We start from the raw sequence: 24,019 nt of genomic DNA on the forward strand, positions 1-24,019 counted from the left end.
GTGATAGCGTTATTGCTGATGGAGTGTGCACGATAAGTTAGTGAATCGTGCGGGGGTTTGTGAAAGGAAAAACTATGGTGCCAGATCGTTTCCCAACTGCTTTGCGCGGATACGACAAAGATAAAGTCAACGAAGCCTTTTCTAACTACGAGCGCACAATATCGCGTCTGCGTGAACAAGTGCGATCTAGTGACGAATCTATTCTTCAATTGCAAGCACAATTGCAAGAAGAAAAAAATAATGTTAAACGTGCAAAAAGCGGGAATACTTTTGCATCTTTGGGTGCAAATGCGCAACAGTTACTTGCGTCGGCAGAACAGACGAGTTCGCAGCTAATTGAACGCGCAAAGCAAGACGCTGCGTCGATTAAAAAAACTGCTCAGGCGCAGGCGGGAACCTTGCTAAACAATGCAAAATTAGACGCAGAGCATTTGCTGCAAGAGGCTCAAACAAAAGCGGATACGCTGCTTTCTACAGCAAGCAACAAGGCAAGCCAGATGACGAGTGCGGCAAAAGAAGACTCGCAGCGTTTGCGTGAAACAACAAACAAAGATGTTACTGCACAAAGAGATGCTGCAACGCTGGAAATAAACAACGCTAGAGAAGAACACACGAAGCGAATGGCATCCGAAAAATCCGAGCAGGAGCGAGCAATTGCACAGCTAAAAGCGGATGCAGCGCAGAAAATCGCGGAACAGAGGTCTGCGGCAAACGCGGAAATTGCTCATGCTAAAGCAGAGACAAATGATCAGATTGAGTCGGCTTTGGCAGAAGCAAACAAGAAACTTGCAGACATGCAGGAGCGAGCAACAAAGATGATGGCGGATGCGCAGCGCAAGGCTGGAGAAATTACAGATGCTGCTGCGGCAAAAGCCCAGGAGATTGCAGACGAAGCGCAAGTTGAGCGCACGCGCACGCTAAGCCAGGTTAGTGCAGAAGTTGAGCAAATTAGAAACGATATTGCAGCTCAGCAAGAAGAAGCAACAAAAAAGGTGAACGAACTTATATCTGGATTGAAAGAGCGAGAACACGCTGCTCAAGAAGAGGCTGATGCGCTTGTTGCTAGGGCAAAAACTATTCATCAGGATGCGGATAATTATGCTGCACAGGCGCATAAGGATGCGGATGCTCAGGCTGCACAAATCGTTCGTAAAGCTATGCAAGATGCTACGGCTCAAGTGGAAGAGCGTAGGGCAGCAGCTCAGCAGGAGCTGGATGGTATGACGGCGCGCCTAACACAGCTGCAGCATAGGGAAGCGCAAATTACGCAACGTGTTACCGAGCTTAGGTCTTTGTTTGCAAACGCTTTTTCTGGATTTGATTTTGGTGATGCTGTTTCTGGACAGGGGCATTCTGGCGATTCTGCAGATGCGGATGCTTCGGATAATAGCGATGCTGATGCTCAAAAACAGGCGAGGAAAGACGCACAAGCCCAAGTTGAAGAAGCTATCGCTCAGGAATCCTGAGTGGCGAGTTGTGAGTAGCGAATTGTGCTGTGTGGTGGATTTATAGAAAACTCATAAAGAAAAGTAGTAAATAGATTCCACGGAAAAGTCGCAAGCATCCGAAGATTTGCATAAAAATCTAAAATAAACTATAAAAAATAAAGATAAAATAAGGAAAAACAAGAAAGGTTAGACAGTGACTGAGATCTCTGAATTAAGTGCCGAGGCTTTGCAAGGTTTGCGTGACGATTTTGACGCAAATCCATTGAATCGTTTAGCAATGAACGGTGTTACTGCCGCTGGAATCGACAAGGTAGCGCGCAACTATGATCGCGCGCGTTTATTGCAGCGCCGATTCTCAACGGTTGTGGATAATGGTGACGCAAGGCATCAGGATCATTCTGGTCGCTGCTGGCTATTTAGCTCTTTGAACGTTGCGCGATTTGTGGCTAAAAAAACGCTTAAAGTTAAGGATTTTGAGTTTTCGCAAAATTACGCAATGTATTTCGATAAACTTGAGCGAATCAACTATTTCTTAAAGGATGTTGCTGCTCTTGTTCGCTCTGGTGAACCAGCTGATTCTAGACTAGTACAGCATTTGTTGCACGACGTTATGGGTGACGGCGGTCAGTGGACAATGGCTATGAACGTCTATAAGAAGTATGGTGCCGTGCCTAAAGACTTGTATCCAGAAACGGAGTCGTCTAAAGATACGGACGCTATGAACACTCAGCTTCGCCGTTTGTTGCGAACGGCTGTTGCACACATGTACGCTAATGCTGCAGATATTGACGACATAATTGCGGAAACTACTGCTGCAGGTCATAGGATTCTTACAATCCACTTGGGTGAGCCGCCAAAGAGCTTCGACTGGGAATGGACGGATGAGGACGGAAAGTTCCATCGCGATGGCGAGATTACGCCAGTTGAGTTTTGGAAGAAGTATGTTACGGCTGGGCTGGAAGATTACGTTTGCTTAGTAGACGATCCGCGTGCGGAGCATCCAAAGGGCAAGAAGATTGCGATTGAGCACTTGGGTAATGTTGCTGGTGGAGACGCTACGGAATATTTGAACGTACCAAATCAGTTTATGAAGGATTGTGTGCGTAAGATCCTCGTTGAGCAGGGCATTCCAGTTTGGTTTGGTGCGGATTGCCATCCTATGATGGATCGTGTAAACGGTGCTTGGGCTACGGATTTGTTTGAGTATGATCGCGTTTATGGCGTTGATTTTGATTTAAACAAGGAGCAGCGTGTGCGTTTTGCTGATTCGGCGATGAACCATGCGATGGCGTTTGCTGGGGTTGATGTTGCGGAAGATGGCACGACTACTCGCCGTTGGCGAGTTGAGAACTCTTGGGGCGCGGATATTGCCGACAAGGGCTACTTTACTATGAGTGACGATTGGTTTACTGAGTACGTGTATGAGGTTGCTGTGCCTAAGGCGCTTTTGCCAGAGGAGTATCGTAAGGCGCTTGAAGAGCCGGCAATTGTTTTACCGGCGTGGGACCCAATGGGCGCTTTGGCTTAACGCGAAGCTGCATAATGCGCTTCGCGTTACTCCAAAGCGCCCGAGCTTGCTCAGGTTGAAAGTCCAGTGGACTTTCAACGCAAGCGAGGACGTTCGCGCGCTTAGACCGCGCGAACGAAATCGCCTAGCTTGAAATCACTAGGATTTCAAGCTACTCTAATGCGCCGCGTTCGCTATTTGCAAAAAGCACGGTGTGTTTTTTGCGCGAACGCGGCCTGCTGCGTCAATCGAGACGCAGCAGGTGTCACATTGTGTATTTATGTGGTTTTTGCGCTTCGCGTTACTCCAAAGCGCCCGAGCTGCTTAGGGCAGAAGCATTGCTTCTGCTGCAGCGAGGACATTCGCGCGCTTAGACCGCGCGAATGTTGTAGCTTAGGTTAATTTCACTAGGAAATTAGCCTACTCGAGTGCGCCTAGCTTGCTCGAAGTTGCTAGGTTAGTGCGTTTATTGTTCAAAGATTGCAGAATCGTCAGTTGGATATCCATTTGAATACGCGCTTATTATGTGTGAAACTACGATATCTGCAAGTACACCTATAAAATCTTGATTTTCGATACTTACAATCGCATCATTATTTATTTTTCCGTCTTTGTTTATGGGGAAAATCGTTTGATTTAACGCGGCTAGTTCTTCTCTTGCACAATCCATATAGGCTATTGCAACAATAGGTAGTTCTTTTCCTGTGGCGTTGTCTTTAGCGATTTCTGATTCCAGGTTTTGCTTAGGTATCTCATAGACTTTTTGACGCAAGTCACTTCCACTTGATGCAAAGTGCATAAGTGTGTTTGAAATTGTAGCCGTCATGTCGCTTTGTCGAAGTGAAACGTTTTTTGCATCTCTAGCAGCTAGTGTTTGCAATAGAAATGCGAGTTTGTCTTGTGCTACAGCTGCTTTTGCTAGCGGATCATGATTCCAGTATAGGTTTTTGTTATTGTCTGCAAAGTCTTGGATTTTTTTGTAAGAGTTTAATTCTAGTTGCTCAGCTAGCTTAATTGTTTCAGCATTTCCAGTTTGATTTAAATTGGCTAATTTCCAAATGTTTTGGGCACTGAACACAACGCCTTGAGCGAATCTACTGTTACATTGAACTGCGACTTTTTTCCATGTGTCAGAAGCATTCTTTAAGTCTTTAGATGTTAAGTTATTTATTTTTTTATCCACTTTTTCTTGGATTGATTTTGCTTTTTGCATAATTTTGTAGCAAGGTTCGTGGTTTTGCAAAGAATGCAGATTGTTGTTTTTTAATTCTTTTGTACTAGAACATGCACTGAAAAGCATCGTTATTGCCATTAATGCTGCAACTATTAAAAGATGATTTTGCGTATGCTTTTGATTGCGCTTTTGATTGTGTTTTGTGCGCTCTAATAGGCTTCTTAACAAAACAAACTGTGTCTGCATAATCTACTAAAATAGTCCGTGACTGTGACCAATGTTTGCTTGTTTTGCGTTTGGCATTGTATGCTTAACATTTTCAATTGCAGTCATAAGATTTTGTGCTTTACAACCGTTGTTAGATTTAGATTTTAACGCGTTTGTTGTGTGCTAATCGCGATAAAAGAAAAATAAGTTAATTTTATAAGTGAATTTATAAATGAATTTTCAACAGGAGGACATGCACGATGGAATTGGATTTGGCGGGAATGCATCAGCTTGCGGCGCAGCAGGGGATTAATGCCGAGGAGCTGGACGAGGCACTCGCCGAGGCCTTGCGTCTTGCATACATGAAGACTTCTCACCCAGCTAGGCATGCTCGCGTTGAATTAGATGAGCGTGCTGGCAGCTTTACAGTGTGGGCAAAAGACGAGATTCCTGGAGTTCCTACGGAAGATAATCCTCATCCAGCACCAACTCTTGGCGAAGAATACGATGATACACCTCGTGATTTTGGACGTCTTGCTGCTGCTACGGCACGTCAGGTTATTACTCAACTTTTCCGTAAAGTAGAAGATGACCGTGTATTTGGTGCTTTTTCTGGACAAAAAGGAAAGTTGATTAACGGCGTTGTGCAGCAGGATTCTAAAGATCCTTCTAATATTCATGTTGCTGTTGGAGATGTTGAGGCGATTTTACCGCGTCGTGAGCAGGTTCCAGGCGAAAGATATCGTCATGGTGAGCGTATTCGTGTTTACGTTGTGAACGTTGCTCGTGGTTTGCGTGGTCCAGAAATCGTTGTTTCTAGGTCTCATCCTGATCTTGTTCGTAGACTTTTTGAGCGCGAGGTTCCAGAACTTGTTTCTGGAGCAGTTTCGATTATGGCTATTGCTCGCGAAGCTGGCGCTCGCACTAAGATTGCTGTTCGTGCCAACACGGAAGGTGTTAATCCAAAGGGTGCTTTGATCGGTCCTGGTGGTTCTCGTGTTCGTGCTGTTATGGAGAATCTTGGTCCAGAAAAAATAGATATTGTTGATTGGTCGGAAGATCCAGCGAAGTTTGTTGCCGCTGCTCTTTCTCCAGCAACAGCAACACAGGTTCATGTTGTTAGTGAAAAGAGCCAGACGGCTGTAGCGTTTATTCATGATTCTCAGCTTTCTCTTGCTATCGGTAAGGAAGGTCAAAACGCAAGGCTTGCAGCAAAACTTACTGGTTGGAAGATTGGTATTGAGTCTGCGGAAGAACATGCTAAGAAGCAGGAAGAAATGAATGCTGATTCTAAGGTTTCAGCAGAGTAACATCCCGTGGATTAGCATTAGCGACACTCCCGAGAATCCAACGTTTCGAGTATGCTGAAAGCTGCAATTTGGGCTTATGCGCAGCTTTCTGCCTAGTGGGAACGAGGTACGGAAAATCATGGTTGAAATCATGGTCGCACGATGAGATATCGCGTTATGAGGTATCTCACTAAAGAGCATAAGAATAAGAATCTTATAAAAATATAAAGTGGCTGCGTTCGTTTTGCGCTGCCACAGACTGAGGAGAACACTGAGTGGTAAAAAAGCGCGTATACGAACTAGCTAAAGAGTTTGGTGTAGACAGCAAAACCGTGTTGGAGCGGTTGAAGAGCATGGGCGAATTTGTTAAGTCCGCGTCTTCAACAGTAGAGGCTCCTGTTGCACGTAGATTAAAAACAGAGTTTGCGTCCGCTGGATCATCTTCTGGATCGTCTGCTGCAAAGAATGATGCGAAACCTGCTGCAAATAAGAATGCTGATAATTCTTCGAATAAGACTAATCATTCTTCTAATAAATCGGAGTCGTTGGCTCAGAATAATGCTGAAAAACGAAATTTGGATAAGTCTTCAGAAAAAGCTTCGGAAAAACAGCATTCTTCGCAAAAGTCACATGATAATCATGATAATAGTGACAATAAAGAAAATCATTCATCTTCCACTCTAAATGGTGTAATTCCTAAGCCTTCTGCTGGTCACGTAAAGCCACATGCTATCGCTAACGCTGATTCTAAGCGTGGAGGCGATAAGCGTGGCGAAAATCGTAACGATGCACGAGGCGATAAGCGCGGGGAAAATCGTTCTTCTAAGTCAGATCGTTCTTCTCAGATGCCTCCACGCCCTCGTCCGCATCAGGGTGCTGGCTCTGGTTCTGCTCCTCGTCCAGGTAATAATCCGTTCAGCCGAAAGCAAGGTATGCGCGCTCCTACACCTGGTGATATTCCTCGTCCTCACCCAATGTCACGTCCAGGCGCTGCTGCAGAAAATTCTCGTGGAGCAAAGCCTGGTCAGGGCGGCGGTAATGGCAACGGCGGTGGTCGCGGTCGCGGTGGTCGCGGAGGCGCTCGTCAGGGCGGCGGTAATGGTTCGAACCGCTCTTCGCAGTGGTCTGGTTCACATCGTCAGGGTGGCGGTAGTGGCGCAAGCTCTCGTCCGTCTGCAGAATCGCGCTTTAATGCAAATCAGGCTGCAAGCTTCCAAGCTGCGGCTGCAGGCGCTCCAAATGCTGGTCCATCTCGTGGCAGTGGTCGCGGTCGCGCAGGTGCTGCAGGCGCATTTGGTCGTCAGGGTGGAAAGTCCTCTAAGGCTCGCAAGAATCGTCTTGCAAAGCGCAGAGAATACGAAGAGCTTAAAGCACCAGTGATTGGCGGCGTGCGTATTCCTTCTGGAAATGGCGCTACGATTCGACTTCGTCAAGGTGCAACGCTTTCTGATTTGGCAGAAAAGATTGATGTAAATCCAGCTGCTTTGGTAACTGTTTTGTTCCATCTTGGAGAAATGGCTACAGCTACTCAGTCTTTGGATGAAACAACATTCCAGATTCTTGGCGAAGAAATCGGTTGGAATATTAATCTCGTTTCTGCAGAAGAAGAAGATAAAGAGCTTCTTCAACAGTTCGACATTGATTTGGATGAAGAAGAACTTCAAGAAGACGATAATCTTGTAACTCGTCCTCCAGTTGTTACTGTTATGGGTCACGTTGACCATGGTAAAACTCGTTTGCTTGATACTATTCGTAAGTCGAATGTTGTAGCTCGAGAAGCTGGTGGAATTACTCAGCGTATTGGCGCTTACCAGGTTACGGTTACTTTAGATGGAGACAAGCGCAAGATTACGTTCTTGGATACCCCAGGCCACGAAGCATTTACTGCTATGCGTGCTCGTGGTGCAGAGCTTACAGACGTTGCAATTCTTGTTGTTGCAGCAGACGACGGCGTTATGCCTCAAACTGTTGAGGCAATCAACCACGCTCAGGCTGCTCACGTGCCTATTGTTGTTGCTGTAAACAAGATTGATGTTGCTGGAGCAAACCCAGATAAGGTGCGCGGTCAGCTTACAGAGTACGGTCTTGTGCCAGAAGAATACGGCGGCGACACCATGTTTGTGGATATTTCCGCAAAGCAGGGAACTAACGTAGATAAGCTTCTTGAGGCTGTTCTTTTGACAACTGACGCTGAGCTTGACCCTAAGGCAAATCCAAACATGGATGCTCGTGGTGCAACCGTTGAAGCTCGACTTGATAAGGGTCGTGGCGCTGTTGCTACTGTTCTTGTTCAGCAAGGAACGCTTAAAGTCGGAGATTCTATTGTTGCAGGTACCTCTTATGGTCGTGTTCGCGCAATGCTCGACGAAAATGGCAACCACTTGCAGGAAGCTGGTCCTTCTACGCCAGTTCAGGTGCTTGGTTTGACTTCTGTTCCAACTGCAGGAGACTTGTTCTTAGTCACATCCGACGATCGTTCCGCTCGTCAGATTGCCGAAAAGCGCCAAGCTACAGAGCGTGCAGCTCAGCTTGCTAAGCGTCGCAAGGTTGTGTCTCTTGAAAGCCTTAAGGAACAGTTTGCTAAGTCCGAAGTGGATATGCTCAACATTGTTATTAAGGGCGATTCTTCTGGTTCTGTTGAGGCTTTGGAAGATTCCTTGATGAAGATTGAGGTTTCCGACGAAGTTGGAATTCAGGTTATTCACCGCGGTGTTGGTGCAATTACTCAGAACGATGTGAACTTGGCAACAGTTGATAAGGCTGTGATTATTGGCTTCAACGTGCGTCCAAACCGTCAGGTTGCCGATTTGGCAGACCGCGAGGGCGTAGAAGTCAAGTACTACTCGGTTATTTACAAGGCTATCGAAGATATTGAAGCTGCTTTGAAGGGTATGCTTAAGCCAGAGTTTGAAGAGGTTGTTACTTCTCACTCTGAGATTCGTGAAATCTTCCGTTCTTCCAAGTTTGGCAATATTGCTGGTGTTATGGTTCAAGACGGCGAAGTTAAGCGCGGTACAAAGTGCCGTATTTTGCGTAACGGTGTTGCTACTGTTAACGATCTTGAAATCTCCAGCTTGCGTAGGTTCAAGGATGATGTTCAATCCGTTAGCGAAGGCTACGAGGCAGGCATTAACCTTGGCAGCTTTAACGACATTGAGCTTGGCGATATAATCGAAACCTTTGAAATGAAGCAGATTGAGCGCAAGTAATTATGGCAGGAACAAACCCTAGAGCCGCGCGAATTGCGGCTCTGATTCACAGAGTGATTGCGTCCAACATGGAGGCTCATTTACACGATAAGCGACTTGCTAATGTGACTATTACAGAAGTGAGAGTTACTAACGACTTGCAGATCGCTAAAGTGTATTGGACACAGCTTGGCACTGTTGGTAAAGAGCAGGGTGAGCGTCAGCGTGCAGCCCAAGCTTTGCAACAGGCTAAGGGGCGTTTGCGCACTCTAGTTGGAGCTAAGGCTGGATTGCGTTTAACTCCTCAAATCCAATTTGTTTACGATGAGGTTCCTAGTGAAGCTCATGAGATTGAAGACATTTTGGTCGCCGCGCGTAAGCGTGATGAGGAGCTAGCTAAAGCGCGAGAAAATGCTCGGTACGCTGGTGAAGAGGATCCGTATAAAAAGCCTCGTGAAGATGAGGATTTTGACGATTCCGATGATTCTGATGATTTTGATGACTCCGACGAGTATGAGGATTATGAGAACAGCGAAAACGATTTTGTAGAAGATAAGTCGCCAGCAACCGACGATTTAGATGATTCTGCTCATTTGGAATTATAGTTTTAAATCAAATAATTAATCAAATAAAATTTAGTAATGAGTAGTTCTCAAACATCATCTTCAGGCATTTTATTAGTAGATAAGCCGAAAGGCGTTACCAGCCATGACGTTGTGTCTTGTGCAAGAGGATTGTTGCACACTAAACGCGTAGGTCATGCGGGAACGCTTGACCCAATGGCTACAGGATTGCTGATTCTTGGTTTTGGTAACGCCACTCGCTTGCTTAACTATTTGCTTGGTCACGATAAGACTTATGAGGCTGTGATTCGTCTTGGCGAATCAACCAATACGGATGATGCAGATGGTGATGTCGTTTCAAGTGTTGATGATGAAAATAGCATTCTAAACTCTGCAAATACTGATGAGATTCTTAAAGAATTGCGTTGCGTAATCGCTAAGAATTTTACTGGGCATATTATGCAAACGCCAACGGCTTTTTCGGCTATTAAAATAAACGGTGTGCGTGCTTATGACTTAGCGCGTGAAGGTAAAGATGTTCATTTAGAGCCGAGAGAAGTTGTTATTCATGACTTTTCGCTACTGGATGCGCGCTTTAATGTGGGTGTAAGCGGTGTAAAAGTTGTTGATGTGCGTGCGAGTGTTTCTTGTTCTAGCGGCACGTATATTCGCGCACTTGCTCGCGACTTAGGACGTGTTCTTGGTGTAGGAGGACATTTAGTAAGTCTTAGGCGAACTCGAATTGGTGAATTTTCGGTAGAAGATGATAGGGTTCTTAAGCTTGAAACTAGGATTCGTACATTTACGGACAAGAATGGCGTGACTCAGACCCGCGCAAAGGCTGTTATAGCTGACAGACACGATAGTGTTTCTAACTATTTTTCTGACAGTGTTTCTAACAGTTCGGTTGCTTGCGACTTATCTGAAGATTCTTCTTGCAAAAAATCTGCACAAAAAAACTATGATTTACAAAATCGTGTTCTAAGTATGTTTGAATCCGCAAAATTAACCATGCAAACAGTTGAAATCAGCGAAAATCAGGCTAAAGACTTGCGTTTTGGTAGAAAAATAGTGATTCCTGCGATTAGCGAAAAAAATACTATTGCATACGTAAAAGCCGAAAAAGATGAGCAAAACGATGTTGTTGCAGTTCTGGAAACCGCTGAAAAGTCGCCAGCAACCGCAGGGGGAAGCAGAGCGTTCTCCAAGTTACAAGAAAAAAATGAAAAAAACATAAATCAAATAAAAGCTAAACCTATTGTGGTATTTGTACAAAGCTAGTTTGCTGGTAAAATAGTTAATAGTGTGAAAATAAGGGTTCGCGGCAGTAATGCTGCTTATTTCGGATAGTTGCGAATAGTAAGGATATGATGAAGGTCATCAACATTCGACCAGATGCCAACGGCATGATTAATTGGCCAACATTAAGTGCTCAGCGTAAGGCGATTGTTACGATAGGTGTGTTTGACGGCATGCACCTAGGGCATAGAAAAGTTATTGAACGTACCGTTGATCTTGCTCGCAAAAACAATGCGTTTTCTGTGGTTATAATGTTTGATCCGCGACCAAGCGTGGTTCATGAAAACCCAGATTTATTCGACGATTTTGGAGATAACGCGCAGATTCCAGTGGATTCGCAGGCGTTAACAAGTGTTCGTCAGCGTCTTAGGGTTTTGCAGCAGCTAGACGTGGATCATGTGATTATTGTTCGATATAGCTTAGCTTTTGCTGCAAAATCATACAGATTCTTCCTAGGGCAGCTTGTTGGAAAACTTGGTATGCGTGCACTTGTACTCGGGTCGGATGCAGCTCTTGGAGCGCGTAGAGCTGGGAATGTTCATGCGATTAAGGAGCTTGCGCAGGCTACGGGCGTTTTTGATTTGGTTGTGGTAGACGATTTTGGTCCAGGGGATGTTCGTGTTCCAGACCCAATTGTGCCAGAAGTTCCGTCTGAAGATGGAGAGCCAAAAGACCCTGCGGATGGTATGAACAAGGCGGAATATCGCGCTTGGAGTAAAGGTATGCCGAATAAGAAGGTTCGTGCTTGGAGCTCTACGAATGTGCGATGGATGCTCGCGAATGGTAGGGTTCGCGATGCTAGGGATGTTCTTGGTCAACCGCATAGAGTTGAGGGTATTGTGGTTCATGGTGCCGAGCGCGGTCGTGAAATCGGTTTCCCAACAGTGAATTTGGGCGAGCGTATTGATGGGTATGTGCCTGTTGATGGAGTTTACGCTGGTTGGATTGTTGATTTAGATGCGGACGAGGCTAGTGCAGATAATTTGCATTCTTCTAACATTCCGAGTGTTGGCGTTTTGCGCAAGGATGAGTTGCATCTTGGAGTTCATTCGCCATGGCGTTGGGCTGCTGCGATTTCAATTGGAACTAAGCCAACTTTTGCTGAATCGAATGAAGGTTCTTCTGTTAAGAATGTAGTTTCTGGTGATTCTGGCGATATCTTTGAATCTGATTCTATCTCTGATTTTGGCGACGATTCTGCCACGTATCCTAATGATAGTGAAAATCGCGTGGTTGAAGCTTATGCTTTAACGGATAAGTGGCAGGATTTGTATGGTCATCGCATTTGCATTGAATTTGCGCAATTCTTACGTCCTCAACATGCCTTCGATTCTGTTGAGACTCTTAAGGATGCTGTGAGACACGATATTGAGAAAGTGCGAGAAATAACTGATGCTGAAAACCGATAAGCTGGTTTAGATTAGTTTAGGCTGATTTTTCTTGATCTAGCTTGATTGGAATCTGATTTAATCAGATTATTGGCTGCAGCTGTGGTGTTTTGTGCTTAAGATTGGCGGTGATTATGGAGTTGGATATTAATATCAGCGATATTAGTGGTATTGAGTCTAGTACAAGTGATCTTAATTGTAAATCGTTTAACAGCAATGCCTTAAATCACTCGGATGCTCGTGCTGTTAAAAAAGCTGTTGAAGAAGGGAAAAATCCACTCGATTCATCTAAATTCGAGCGCTGGGAAGACCAGGTTGGAGTAGATCGTATAATCAACCGTCGCGTGTTGGAGTTGGAGCCGCTTCCCACTCCTGCACAAGTGCTTGGTGAGTTGCCACTTTCTCCGTATGCGCAAGATATTGTCGCAGAGTCACGCGATGAAATCCGCAGATGCCTTAATGGAGATGACGACCGCCTTCTTGTTATTGTTGGACCGTGTTCTGTGCATGATCCTAAGGCAGCTCTTGACTACGCGTCTCGTTTGGCTGATTTGCGCGCAAAGCTCGAAGGTGAACTTTTGATTGTTATGCGCGTTTACTTTGAAAAGCCGCGCACAACAGTTGGCTGGAAGGGCTTGATTAACGACCCCGATATTGACGGCACGCACGATATTCACAAGGGTTTGCTTTTGGCGCGTCGCACGCTTCTTGGCGTTTTGGACGCTGGTTTGGCTGCAGCAACCGAGTTTTTGGAGCCGACTAGCCCGCAGTTTATTGCGGATGCTGTTAGCTGGGGGGCGATTGGCGCGCGAAACACGGAATCGCAGATTCATCGCCAGCTTGCTAGCGGTCTTTCTATGCCAGTCGGATTTAAGAATGCAACGGATGGCTCTGTTACGGCCGCCGTCAATGGATGTTTGGCCGCTAGCCAGCATCACACTTTCTTTGGCATCGACCATCTTGGACGCGCTTGTGCTGTACAAACACTTGGAAACCCTGATTGTCATGTTGTTTTGCGCGGATCTAGCAAGGGTCCAAACTACGATGCGGCTTCTGTTGCTGCTGCTGTTGCATCGGTTCGTTTGAGGCTCGGCGCGGATTGCGTGGCGTCTAATGGCGTTGTAATCGATTGCTCGCACGGAAATTCGGGCAAAGATGAGAATCGCCAGATTCAAGTTGTGCAAGATATTGCGGACCGTTTTGCACGCGGAGAAAAAGGCATTAAAGGCGTTATGATGGAAAGCTTCTTGCAAGGCGGAAACCAAGATCCTGCGCCTTTGAGTGAGCTTGAGTACGGAAAGTCGATTACGGATCGATGCATTTCTTGGGAAGATACCGAGCGATTGCTTAACACGCTTGCGCAGTCTGTTTCTTCTCGCCGACTTAAGTCTTGATTTTGCCGAAAATGTTGTGCGATTCCTATTGGGAGTTGTATGAGGGCTGGGTGTTTCTGCGTTCGCGTGTTATAGAGCATTATTTCTTACTTGGTATTGCGCGAGGTTTGAGTATTTCTCTCCTCGCAAGTCCCGTCGCTACGCTCCTCTTTTATTGCTCGTATAGAAATACATCAAACCTTCTGAATATCTAGGACTTTTGCGTGGTTTTTATCGCCGAGATTCGAGATTTTTCTTCTTCATTCGATGAATCACCATCAAAGATGCTGAGGTTCATCTCATTCAGTGCGAAAAATCTCGAATCTCTACCCAGCTTGCGCGAACGACACGACACGCCGTGTTTTTTTTTAGTTACAAACTATTACAATAAATCCTCAAATATGCAGCATTTTTGAACAAAGGAGTGCAAAATGTGCGAATCGCCAGCCCCCGATCGTAACAATCTTCACCAAGATAAAAACGTTTCAAGCCGCGCCCTAACGATCGCGCGATACGCGATTTTTGCGCTTCTGTTTGCTGGCGCATTTCTTCTGGCGTTTGCGTGGTATCGCGGCACTCACAGCAAAGGCTACACTGTTGTTACCTGTTCCGCACTATGGCTTAGCGTTATTGTTCCGTTTATTACATTGATTGTGCTTTGCGTTTTTGTGCGCGGATGGCGTCTTGTTGTTGGCTCTACGATTTGCGTTTTGCTAATAGCGTCTTTCTTTGGGTTTATTGCGTTCCACGATTTAATCATGGGTTTTTTGAATGTTCCCTCCACAAATCCTTGGTTTGAATTTACGTGCAGCGCCTTGCTAAAAATTGCAACCGCATCTTTTGTTATTATGTGTTGTGTAAGCGTATTTTTGATTAAACGCAATTCAATGCACAAGATAAAAGGATGATTTGACGAATGCCTAAGTTTACAAAAATCGCCATTATTGGCGCTATGGAAGAAGAAGTTACTCACATTGCCGGTTCTCTTAGCAATGTTAAGCATAATAAGGCAGCCAGCTTAGATGTATCTTGTGGCGTGCTTGAATGCGAAGATGGCGGAAAAATCGAAGTTGCTGCAACAGTTGGCGGAATGGGACTTGTAAATGCCGCTGCAACTGCACAGTATTTAATTGATACGTACAAGCCGCAGGCCGTAATCTTTTCGGGAATTGCGGGAAATCTCAATAAAAATTTGCATACGAATGATGTTGTTCTTGGAAAAACATTAAAATATTTAGACACCGACATGCGCATGATTAATCAGTGGAAGCCGTTTACAAACGAATATCATTCAGACGATTATCTTCTTAAAACTGCAGACAGCGTTTTAACAAAGATGGGCATTAACCACATTTTGGGAACAATCGCCTCTGGCGGATATTTTGTAGACACGCCCGAAAAAGTGGCGGAAGTGATTGAGGCGACTCAAGCGGATGCTGTAGAAATGGAAGGCGCTGCGATTCTTCACGTTGCTGCAAGAAACGACGTTCCAGCGTTAGTTGTGCGCGCAATGAGCGATAATGCAGACACAAAATACGAGGAGTTCCACACTTTCGACATATCCGAATACGCGGATACAGCTGCAAAAATGACGGTAAATATTGTTAGGAATTTGTAGAATTCAACACGCCGATGTGGTCGCCGACGTGCTGCATCGCCAAACAAAAGGCGAGTAGCGCTAAATGCCGCCATTTTCTGAGTGCAATCAGATTTTGGCGGCAAGGTTTTTACCCCCCTCTTATGATTGGCATCGTTAATAGAAGAAAAAAGGTAATAAGAAATAAAAGATGCCAGTTTTAGACATTAGTTTAAATAGTTTAAGAGGAAAATTTGCGGTAGGTTATACGAGAAACGCAGATTGGCTGGCATGATGGCAATTCTTCTTGAAAGGAATGAAGAATATGCGTAAAAATGCAGTAAAAAATAATGCAGTAAAAAATAAATCAATCAAGTTGAACACAAATTTGAACATTCGCGCGATTGCAGCAGGATTGCTAGCGTCCGCAACTTTAGTGAGCTTTGCAGCTTGTGGAGATAATGTTCCTGCAAGTAATTCGCAATCGTCCGCAAATACTAGCGCAAAAATCGTAGGAAACTTCCAAGGTTCGGGTGCATCTTCCCAGCAGGTTGCTGTAGAAGCGTGGATTGCAGGATTCCAATCAAAAAATCCTGGCGCAAAAATCGCATATAATCCAACTGGCTCGGGTGCAGGAGTTACAACGTTTATGACGGGAGCCACAGCATGGGCTGGATCCGATAAATCGCTAAGCGACGACGAGTTAGAAAAATCAAAGTCGGTTTGTGCAAATGGCACTACAGCTTTCGACGTTCCAGTATACGTTTCTCCAATCGCAATAATCTTTAATCTAAAAGGCATTTCGGATGCTGGAAAACACATAAATATGGATGCTTCTACAATCGCAAAAATCTTCGACGGCAAGATTACGCGTTGGAATGATGATGCGATTAAATCGCAAAATCCAAAGCTAAAGCTACCAGATAAGCCGATTACAGTTGTTCACAGGTCCGATAAGTCTGGCACAACGCAGAACTTCTTAAGCTACATAAAAGACGTTGCGCCAAGCGATTGGTCCTACAATCTTAGCGAAAATTGGCCAAATAGCGTGGGTCAGGGCGCAAAAGGCACGTCTGGCGTTGTTTCCACAATACGCATGGCAGACGGAGCGATTGGATACGCGGACTTCTCGCAAGTTGGAAAGCTTGGAACTGTGGCAGTAAAAGTGGGAGATTCTTACAACGAGATTAGCCCAGAAGGTGGCTCTATAACCGTTAATGATTCAAAGGTTGACGAAGATGCTGCAGCAAAATCAAAGCACCGCGTTGTTGTTAAAATAAACCACAAAACGGAAGAAAAAGGCGCTTACCCAATTGTGCTAGTTTCTTACGATATTGTGTGCGGTGCTTACAAAGACGCTGCAACAGCACGATTTGCAAAGTCTTGGCTTAGCTACGTTACCAGCAAAGATGGTCAGGCTGCGGCTCAAGGCGCTGCTGGAACTGCGCCTTTGCCAGAAAAGCTTATGGGCAGGATTAACAAGTCGATTCAGTCGATAGGCAAGTAAAAATAGTAATTTGCCAAGATTTTAGAGTAGTCAATATATTGCTGCTGATAGCATTTATATAATGACTACAAAAGGAGCATGAGTGAGTTCTAAACAAAGAACTGAAATCAGTAAAGATGCGCACAAAAGTGGCCATTTTGCAGGTGGTTTTGCAGGTGGTTTTGCAGACCGCTTGTTCAAAAGCGTAGCGCTTTTATGCGGATTGCTGATTTTAATGGTGCTTACAGCTGTGGCGTTGTTCTTGCTGTTTCAAGCGTTGCCGATTGTAGGCGCAAACAAAAGCCAAGTAAGTCAAGTATTTTTAGACTTTACGGGAGGCAAAGCGCACGATTTCCTAAGCTACGTAGCGCCAATGGTTTTTGGAACTGTTCTTATGTCTGCGCTCGCTCTGCTCCTTGCATTCTTTGTTTCGATTGGAATCGCGCTGTTTATAAGCCACTATGCTCCGCCAAAAATGGTGCCGCTTTTAAGTGGTGTAGTCGACTTGCTTGCTGCGATTCCGTCCGTAATCTACGGTCTTTGGGGCGGATTGGTGCTAGTTCCATCCATATACCCATTCTGGAAGTTTATCTCGCACATTTTTGGCTGGATTCCGCTTTTTGCAGGTCCTGCGGCAAGTCCTTCGCGTAGTGCTGCAACCGTTAGTGTTGTTCTTGCTGTTATGATTTTGCCGATTATAACTTCTATGGCACGAGACATTTTCCAGCAAGCTCCGCGATTGCAGCAAGAAGGCGCGCTCGCTCTTGGTGCCACAAAGTGGGAGATGATAAAGCTGGCGGTTTTGCCGTTTGCAAAGTCGGGAATTGTTTCCGCGTCTATGCTTGGTCTTGGTCGCGCGCTTGGCGAGACAATGGCAGTTCTTATGATTTTGTCTCCAGGATTCACCTTTAAATTCAACATTTTGCAAGCTTCACAAAACCAGACGATTGCAGCAAACATAGCAGCGCAATACCCAGAAGCCAACGGATTGGGTGTTAGTGCGCTTATTGCTACAGGTTTGGTGCTGTTTGTTATTTCATTCGCTGTAAACCTTATTGCTCGCAAAATCACGGGAAAGGCGAGTGCATGATGCAAAATTCAGAATCGTTACAAGCTGGCTCTGTTAGCGCAAGCAGCGAATCTCCAAAAATCGACTTTAACAAGTTCCGTCCAACGCGTTCTAGAATCGCAAGTCGTAAGCGAAAAGACGCGTTTATGCGCGTGCTAATCTTCCTGTCTTTTGTAGTTGCTCTAATTCCGCTTCTTTCTTTGCTTTTTACGACTATTGTAAACGGCATTAAGCGACTAAACCTTGACTTTTTAACGCATAATATGACGTATGTGGTTGGTGGCGCTGCTACTGGCACAGGTGGTTACGGCGGTATTTTGCACGCCATTATTGGAACTTTGGAGATTACTTTTGGCGCAATGCTGATTTCGATTCCGATTGGAATTATGTGCTCCGTGTATTTGATTGAGTATGCGCGAGGAAGTCGCTTAGCTACGTTGATTAATCTTGTTGTAGACGTTATGAGCGGAATACCTTCGATTGTGGCTGGCTTGTTTGCGTTTTCTAGCTTTACGATTTTTGTGGGTCCTGGAACAATCAACGGTTTTGAAGGGTCTGTTGCGCTTTCGCTGCTTATGCTTCCGACTGTTGTTAAGTCGTGTCAAGAAATGCTAAAAATTGTGCCGAATGATTTGCGAGAAGCGGCGCTGGCTCTAGGTGTTACAAAGCAGCGCATGATTACAAAAATTGTGTTGCGAACCGCCTTGCCTGGCATTGTTTCTGGCTGCATTCTTGCGGTTGCACGCGTGGTTGGAGAGACGGCTCCGCTTTTAATGGCAGCTGGGTTTATTGCATCCACGAATTTCAATCTTTTTGATGGGCAAATGACCACTTTGCCAGTGTACGTTTACCAAGAGTATTCAAAGCTTTCGGCGAATTGCCCAGCTAACGCGCCATCTTCGTGCGTTACTACGATTCCAATGGAGCGAGCATGGGCAGCGGCTCTTGCCTTGATTGTGATTGTTTTGCTGCTGAATATTGTTGGGCGAGTTGTGGCGCGCGTGTTTTCAGTAAAAGCAAAGTAAGACGAAGGATTTTAGAAAGTGAGGCGCAAATGGGTCAGCGCATTGATGTTAAGCATTTGAACATTTACTATGGTGATTTTCTAGCAGTAGAAGACGTTAACATAAGCATTGAGCCAAACAAGGTTACGGCTTTTATTGGGCCTTCGGGATGTGGAAAATCAACGGTTTTGCGCACTTTAGACCGCATGCACGAGATTACTCCAGGCGCTCGCGTGGAAGGTCAGGTGTTGCTTGAAGGCCGTGATTTGTATGGCAAAGATGTGGATCCTGTGGCAGTTCGCCGAGATGTTGGAATGGTGTTTCAGCGTCCAAATCCTTTCCCAACAATGTCTATTCGAGAAAACGTTCTTGCAGGAGTTCGCTTAAATAATCGCCATATTTCAAAGCAAGATGCCGACGACCTAGTTGAGTGGGCTTTGCGCGGCGCGAATTTGTGGAACGAAGTTAAAGATAGACTAGATAAGCCAGGAATCGGGCTTTCTGGCGGCCAGCAGCAACGACTTTGTATTGCGCGAGCTGTGGCTGTGCATCCGCAAGTGCTTCTTATGGACGAGCCTTGTTCTGCTCTTGACCCGATTTCTACTCTTGCTGTAGAAGATTTGATTAACGAGCTTAAGCGCGATTACACGATTGTGATTGTAACGCACAACATGCAGCAGGCAGCGCGCGTTGCCGACTACACTGCGTTCTTTAACCTTAAGGCGGTTGGAAAACCAGGGCATCTTGAGTATTTTGCAGATACTACCACCATGTTCAACAATCCGCGCAATACGGAGGCGGAACGCTACATTTCTGGCCGCTTTGGGTGATTTTTGCATTCGTGCGATTCGCTACACGTTTTCTTTGCATGGTTCTTTACATGATTTTCTTTGGTCAGCACGTGCGCGTAAGGTCGAACCTGTTCGGTTGTTCAAAGTTCTATAAGTCGTTTCAAATTTCGTGAGTTTTCTAGCGTGTTTATTCGGCTTTTGCTTTGTGCGTCGAGCGAGTCGCAGTAACCTCTGCGTGAATGCCCAAATGTAATTGCGTCCGCGATTGCTCAAGTGCTCTCGCCGCGCTTTTTATGGTCTTTTGCGCTGTAAAACCAAGGAACAGAGAGTTTATGGAAAAGTTCTTCCATCTCAAAGAAAACGGCACGAATGTATCAACGGAGATCACTGCAGGTCTCACTACATTCTTTGCAATGTCGTATATTATCGTCGTAAACCCAATGATTTTAAGCCAAACTGGCATGCCTAAGGGTGGCGTTTTCCTCGCTACAATCATCGCAGCAATTATTGGCACGCTTGTTATGGGCTTGTTTGCCAATGTGCCTTACGCTCAAGCTGCTGGCATGGGTCTTAACGCATTCTTCACATACACAGTTTGCTTTGGCTTGCATTTTACGTGGCAAGAAGCCATGTGTATGGTGTTCTTGTGCGGTTTAATTAACATTATTATTACCGTTACTAAGATTCGTAAGATGATTATTCGCGCCATCCCAACTTCGTTGCAACACGCGATTGGTGGTGGCATTGGTTTATTCGTTGCATACGTAGGCATTATGAGCGTTGGCTTAATAACCTTTACTTCCAAGGATCCTGCTGCCGCTGCTAAGAGTAAGCCAACCGCTGCTATTCCAGGTCTTGCAGTTATTAACAATCCTGTTTTGTGGCTATTCCTTATTGGACTTGTTTTGGCTATTGTTCTTACTGTTCTTAAGGTTCGCGCAAGCTTGCTTATTACGATTATTGCAACCTCTTTGATTGGTATTCCGCTTAGCTTGACTTCGTTAAATAACGCTGTTTCTGTTACAGATGCTTTTGCTCAGCTTCCAACCACCTTTGGTGCTATTTTTGGTCCGCAAGGTTTCCCTGCTCTCTTCTCTAATCCAGCACGCATTCCGCTTGTTTTGGTAACTATTTTCGCCTTCTCTATGTCGGATACTTTCGACACTCTTGGCACGTTTATTGGTACTGGCCGCAGAACTGGCATTTTCTCTGAGGCAGATGAGAAGGCTTTGGAAAACGGATCTGGCTTTAGCTCCAAGATGGATCGTGCGCTGTTTGCTGATTCGATTGCAACTTCGGTTGGCGCAATTTGCGGTACTTCTAACACCACTACTTACGTTGAGTCTGCTGCTGGTATTGGTGCTGGTGGCCGCACTGGTTTGACTTCTGTAGTTGTTTCTGTGTGCTTTGCACTTTCGATTGTGCTTGCGCCTTTGGCTAGCGCTGTTCCTGCTGCTGCTACGGCTGGCGTGCTTGTAGTTGTAGGTTGCATGATGGCAAGCTCGTTGAAGGAGATTGCTTGGGATGATATTTCTGAAGCTATTCCTGCGTTCTTCGCCGCTGTGTTTATGGCGTTCTCTTACTCGATTTCTTACGGCATTGCCGCTGGATTTATCATGTATTGCTTAGTTATGACTTGCAAGAAGCGTGCTAAAGACGTTCATCCAATGCTTTGGATTGTTTCGCTTTTGTTCATTCTTGATTTTGTTGCTAACGCAGTTTTGTAAATCTGTTAGTTTGTATTAGTTAAGTTAGATATTAGTTAGATATTAATTTAATTAATTATTTTAAGAGCGTATTTGGTGCGTACGGTTGCTTTCGACTTTTCCGCGTTAGTTTGGGATAAGTCGCCAGCAACCGCGCGTGTTGAGTACGCTCTTAAATAATCTTAAATAAAAATAAATTATAAAGTTTGCGAAAAAATATTGACATTGTCGCGTGTGGGTATTAAACTTGCCCAACGTAAACCACAGACCGTTGGTGGAGTCGTAAGATTCCTGAAAATGATGTGTCATGCCAGCACAGGTTGAGCAGTGATTGTTGCAATTTATTTGCGATTTTTCACAAACTTTTTAACACTATGTGTTTTTTGGATGCTCTGCCGTGCGCAGGGCTTTTTTGATATGTTATTTCCATTCCGACGGCCAATTTAGGAAGGAACGCCATGAAGAGGCCCGAAAAGGAAGCGGTAGTTGCAGAGCTTACGGATTTGTTCCGTAACGCCGACGCTGTCTACCTTACCGAGTACCGCGGGCTTACAGTTCCGCAGATTTCTTCTCTGCGCGAAAAGCTAGGCCGCGATACTTCCTACTCTGTGGCTAAGAATACGCTTGCTCGCATTGCCGCTAAGGAAGCGGGCATTGAAGGTCTTGATGAGCTTCTTGCTGGTCCAACTGCAATCACCTTTGTAAAGGGCGATTTCATTGAGGCTGCTAAGACCTTGCGTGATTTTGCCAAAGAGAATAAGACCCTCGTCATCAAGGGCGGTTTCGCAGATGGAACCGTTTACGATGCCGAAGGCGCCAAGCAGCTGGCAGACCTCAAGTCTCGCCCAGAATTGCTTTCCGAGATGGCTGGCGCGCTCAAGGGCACCATGTCCAAGGCCGCCTACCTGTTCAACGCTTTGCCAACCAAGGCAGTGCGTACTATCGACGCTTTGCGCGAGAAGCAGGAAAAGGCCGCTTGATTCCCTTGCAGCTTGCTGCATGAGACCAAAAATAATAAAAATGTTATGGCTCTAAGGCACAAGGTGTGTCTGGCCAAGTAAGAAAGGAAGCCATTATGGCTAAGCTCACTAGCGAAGAGCTTCTTGAAGCTTTCGGTGAAATGACCCTCGTCGAGCTTTCTGAGTTCGTCAAGGCCTTTGAAGAGAAGTTCGATGTTGAGGCTGCTGCTCCTGTTGCTGCTGTTGCTGCTGCTCCAGCCGCTGCCGCTGGCGCTGCTGAGGAAGAGAAGGACGAGTTTGACGTTGTCCTCGCTTCTGCAGGTGCTCAGAAGGTTGCCGTCATCAAGGCTGTTAAGGCTTTGACTGGCCTCGGCTTGAAGGAAGCTAAGGACATTGTTGACAATGCTCCAAAGCCAGTCCTCGAGAAGGCTAAGAAGGAAGATGCCGACAAGGCTAAGGCTGCTCTCGAAGAAGCCGGCGCAACTGTTGAACTTAAGTAGTTCTAGGCTCTTTTGTTAACGCATTCGGCTGGTTGCTAGTGCATTAGTCGCGGATGCGTTTTGAATGCGGCAAGGTTTTCGTGGTTTCACGGATTCCTTGCCGTTTTTGCTTTTGTTTCCAAAATCGTCGCGGCAAAGTGGCATAATAGGAAAGCTTGTGACTGGAGGAGTAATCCGCTAGCACAGCACAGCAATATAAGTTGCGGGAGGATCCTTAAAATGGCTTAAAATCAACGTTTTAGGGCGCCGAATGAACCGCTTCAAAAGAAAGAAGAACCATATTATGGCTCCAAAAAAGAAAGTCTCTGCGCTTATTAAGCTCGAGATTCAGGCTGGTAAAGCAAATCCAGCCCCACCACTGGGTCCTGCTTTAGGCTCCCACGGCGTAAACATCATGGACTTCTGCAAGGCCTATAACGACCAGACGAAGGACAAGATGGGTCAGATCGTCCCAGTAGAGATTACTGTTTACGAAGATCGTTCCTTTACATTTATTCTTAAGACTCCACCAGCTGCTGCTTTGTTGCTTAAGGCTGCTGGCATTCCTAAGGGCACCGAGAACCCATTGACCCACAAGGTTGGCTCTGTGACTAAGGCTCAGGTGCGCGAAATCGCCGAAATCAAGATGCCAGATCTTTCTGCACGAGATGTTGAAGCTGGTATGAAGATTATCGCGGGCACTGCTCGCTCGATGGGTATTACCGTTACCGACTGAAAGTGAGTGGAAAAAATGGTGAAGCGTTCTAAGAAGTATCGTGAAGCGGCTGAGAAGATTGACCGCAACAACCTTTACACCCCAGCTGAGGCTATTGCTTTGCTTAAGAGCATGCCAAAGCACGCTTTCGACGAGTCTGCTGAGGCTGTTATGCGCCTTAATGTGGATCCTCGCAAGGCGGATCAGTTGGTTCGTGGCGTTGTGAACTTGCCTAATGGCACTGGTAAAACCGCTAAGGTTTTGGTGTTTGCTCGTGGTCCAAAGGCTACTGAGGCTCAAGAAGCTGGCGCAGACATCGTTGGTGATGACGAGCTTATCGAGAAGGTTGCCGGTGGCTTCCTTGACTTTGATGCCGTTGTTGCAACCCCAGACATGATGGGCAAGGTTGGTCGCCTTGGTCGTGTGCTTGGTCCTCGTAGCTTGATGCCAAATCCTAAGACTGGCACCGTTACAATGGATGTTGCAAAGGCTGTTGCCGATATTAAGGGTGGTAAGATTGAGTTCCGCGTTGATCGTCAGGGCAATCTTTCCTTCCTCTTTGGCAAGCTTTCCTTCGACGAGAAGGCTCTTGAAGAGAACTTCAAGGCTGTTGCCGATGAGATTCGCCGCTTGAAGCCTACTACCATCAAGGGTCGTTACATCACTAAGGTAACGATTACCTCTACGATGGCTCCTGGTGTTCCAGTGGATATTGCAAGCATTGCTGCGTGATTTTAGCCAAGCATAGCTGAGTAATTTTATTAGCGCTGAAAATAGTGTGTTCTTTTATAGAATGCG

20 protein-coding genes are annotated in these 24,019 nt (G+C 45.7%); 19 read left to right on the forward strand and 1 reads right to left on the reverse strand.

Features of this window, described 5'->3' with window-relative positions; genetic code table 11:
* Positions 1 to 74: 74 nt before the first annotated feature.
* Both HXT25_RS04075 and HXT25_RS04080 read left to right on the forward strand, forming a co-directional pair.
* Positions 75 to 1,466: a cell division protein gene (locus tag HXT25_RS04075; protein WP_004111967.1), complete on the forward strand. Its 1,392-nt coding sequence runs from the start codon at positions 75 to 77 to the stop codon at positions 1,464 to 1,466.
* Between the two features lie 175 nt (positions 1,467 to 1,641).
* Entirely contained in the window at positions 1,642 to 2,976 is a 1,335-nt protein-coding gene (locus HXT25_RS04080) for a C1 family peptidase (RefSeq protein WP_004118354.1), read from the forward strand.
* Positions 2,977 to 3,421: 445 nt separating this feature from the next.
* Here the strand turns inward: HXT25_RS04080 and HXT25_RS04085 are convergent, their stop codons facing one another.
* Positions 3,422 to 4,375, reverse strand: coding sequence for a hypothetical protein (locus HXT25_RS04085; protein WP_422118705.1), 954 nt, complete (start codon positions 4,373 to 4,375; stop codon positions 3,422 to 3,424).
* A 221-nt stretch (positions 4,376 to 4,596) separates the two neighbouring features.
* On the opposite strand from HXT25_RS04085, the gene nusA reads away from it, so the two are divergent.
* From nusA to rplA, 17 genes are all read left to right on the forward strand, one after another.
* Positions 4,597 to 5,646 (forward strand): transcription termination factor NusA, encoded by a 1,050-nt coding sequence (gene nusA / locus HXT25_RS04090; RefSeq protein WP_004111973.1) that lies wholly within the window; start codon positions 4,597 to 4,599, stop codon positions 5,644 to 5,646.
* Positions 5,647 to 5,900: 254 nt separating this feature from the next.
* Positions 5,901 to 8,834: a translation initiation factor IF-2 gene (gene infB / locus HXT25_RS04095; RefSeq protein WP_422118706.1), complete on the forward strand. Its 2,934-nt coding sequence runs from the start codon at positions 5,901 to 5,903 to the stop codon at positions 8,832 to 8,834.
* Between the two features lie 2 nt (positions 8,835 to 8,836).
* On the forward strand, positions 8,837 to 9,418 hold the full coding sequence (gene rbfA / locus HXT25_RS04100) for a 30S ribosome-binding factor RbfA (protein WP_004111977.1): 582 nt from the start codon (positions 8,837 to 8,839) through the stop codon (positions 9,416 to 9,418).
* Between the two features lie 36 nt (positions 9,419 to 9,454).
* On the forward strand, positions 9,455 to 10,657 hold the full coding sequence (gene truB, locus HXT25_RS04105) for a tRNA pseudouridine(55) synthase TruB (RefSeq protein WP_422118707.1): 1,203 nt from the start codon (positions 9,455 to 9,457) through the stop codon (positions 10,655 to 10,657).
* 89 nt (positions 10,658 to 10,746) lie between these two features.
* Positions 10,747 to 12,084: a riboflavin kinase gene (locus tag HXT25_RS04110; protein WP_415706742.1), complete on the forward strand. Its 1,338-nt coding sequence runs from the start codon at positions 10,747 to 10,749 to the stop codon at positions 12,082 to 12,084.
* A gap of 113 nt (positions 12,085 to 12,197) precedes the next feature.
* Complete coding sequence (locus HXT25_RS04115; protein WP_422118708.1) at positions 12,198 to 13,457, forward strand: 3-deoxy-7-phosphoheptulonate synthase; 1,260 nt, start codon at positions 12,198 to 12,200, stop codon at positions 13,455 to 13,457.
* Between the two features lie 410 nt (positions 13,458 to 13,867).
* Positions 13,868 to 14,344: a hypothetical protein gene (locus HXT25_RS04120; RefSeq protein WP_422118709.1), complete on the forward strand. Its 477-nt coding sequence runs from the start codon at positions 13,868 to 13,870 to the stop codon at positions 14,342 to 14,344.
* A gap of 8 nt (positions 14,345 to 14,352) precedes the next feature.
* Entirely contained in the window at positions 14,353 to 15,054 is a 702-nt protein-coding gene (gene mtnN / locus HXT25_RS04125) for a 5'-methylthioadenosine/S-adenosylhomocysteine nucleosidase (RefSeq protein ID WP_004111987.1), read from the forward strand.
* Between the two features lie 283 nt (positions 15,055 to 15,337).
* A complete protein-coding gene (pstS, locus tag HXT25_RS04130) occupies positions 15,338 to 16,519 on the forward strand; it encodes a phosphate ABC transporter substrate-binding protein PstS (protein ID WP_014554778.1) in 1,182 nt (393 codons plus the stop codon).
* 82 nt (positions 16,520 to 16,601) lie between these two features.
* Complete coding sequence (pstC, locus tag HXT25_RS04135) at positions 16,602 to 17,588, forward strand: phosphate ABC transporter permease subunit PstC (protein WP_004115907.1); 987 nt, start codon at positions 16,602 to 16,604, stop codon at positions 17,586 to 17,588.
* Positions 17,585 to 18,592 (forward strand): phosphate ABC transporter permease PstA, encoded by a 1,008-nt coding sequence (gene pstA, locus HXT25_RS04140; protein WP_004111993.1) that lies wholly within the window; start codon positions 17,585 to 17,587, stop codon positions 18,590 to 18,592. The genes pstC and pstA overlap by 4 nt, the downstream gene beginning before the upstream one ends.
* A 29-nt stretch (positions 18,593 to 18,621) precedes the next feature.
* Positions 18,622 to 19,401, forward strand: a complete 780-nt coding sequence (gene pstB / locus HXT25_RS04145) for a phosphate ABC transporter ATP-binding protein PstB (RefSeq protein WP_004111995.1) — start codon at positions 18,622 to 18,624, stop codon at positions 19,399 to 19,401.
* Between the two features lie 293 nt (positions 19,402 to 19,694).
* A complete protein-coding gene (locus HXT25_RS04150) occupies positions 19,695 to 21,089 on the forward strand; it encodes an NCS2 family permease (protein WP_004118365.1) in 1,395 nt (464 codons plus the stop codon).
* A gap of 437 nt (positions 21,090 to 21,526) precedes the next feature.
* Positions 21,527 to 22,048 carry a 50S ribosomal protein L10 gene (gene rplJ, locus HXT25_RS04155; protein WP_004112001.1) on the forward strand — a complete coding sequence of 174 codons (522 nt, stop codon included), beginning with the start codon at positions 21,527 to 21,529 and terminating at the stop codon, positions 22,046 to 22,048.
* A gap of 95 nt (positions 22,049 to 22,143) precedes the next feature.
* Positions 22,144 to 22,527 (forward strand): 50S ribosomal protein L7/L12, encoded by a 384-nt coding sequence (gene rplL / locus HXT25_RS04160; RefSeq protein WP_004112006.1) that lies wholly within the window; start codon positions 22,144 to 22,146, stop codon positions 22,525 to 22,527.
* 283 nt (positions 22,528 to 22,810) lie between these two features.
* A complete protein-coding gene (gene rplK / locus HXT25_RS04165) occupies positions 22,811 to 23,242 on the forward strand; it encodes a 50S ribosomal protein L11 (protein WP_004112010.1) in 432 nt (143 codons plus the stop codon).
* A 15-nt stretch (positions 23,243 to 23,257) separates the two neighbouring features.
* Complete coding sequence (gene rplA, locus HXT25_RS04170) at positions 23,258 to 23,953, forward strand: 50S ribosomal protein L1 (protein ID WP_004112012.1); 696 nt, start codon at positions 23,258 to 23,260, stop codon at positions 23,951 to 23,953.
* Positions 23,954 to 24,019 lie beyond the last annotated feature (66 nt).

The organism is Gardnerella sp. DNF00476, from assembly GCF_049262735.1.
In the GTDB taxonomy this organism is placed as follows: domain Bacteria; phylum Actinomycetota; class Actinomycetes; order Actinomycetales; family Bifidobacteriaceae; genus Bifidobacterium; species Bifidobacterium vaginale.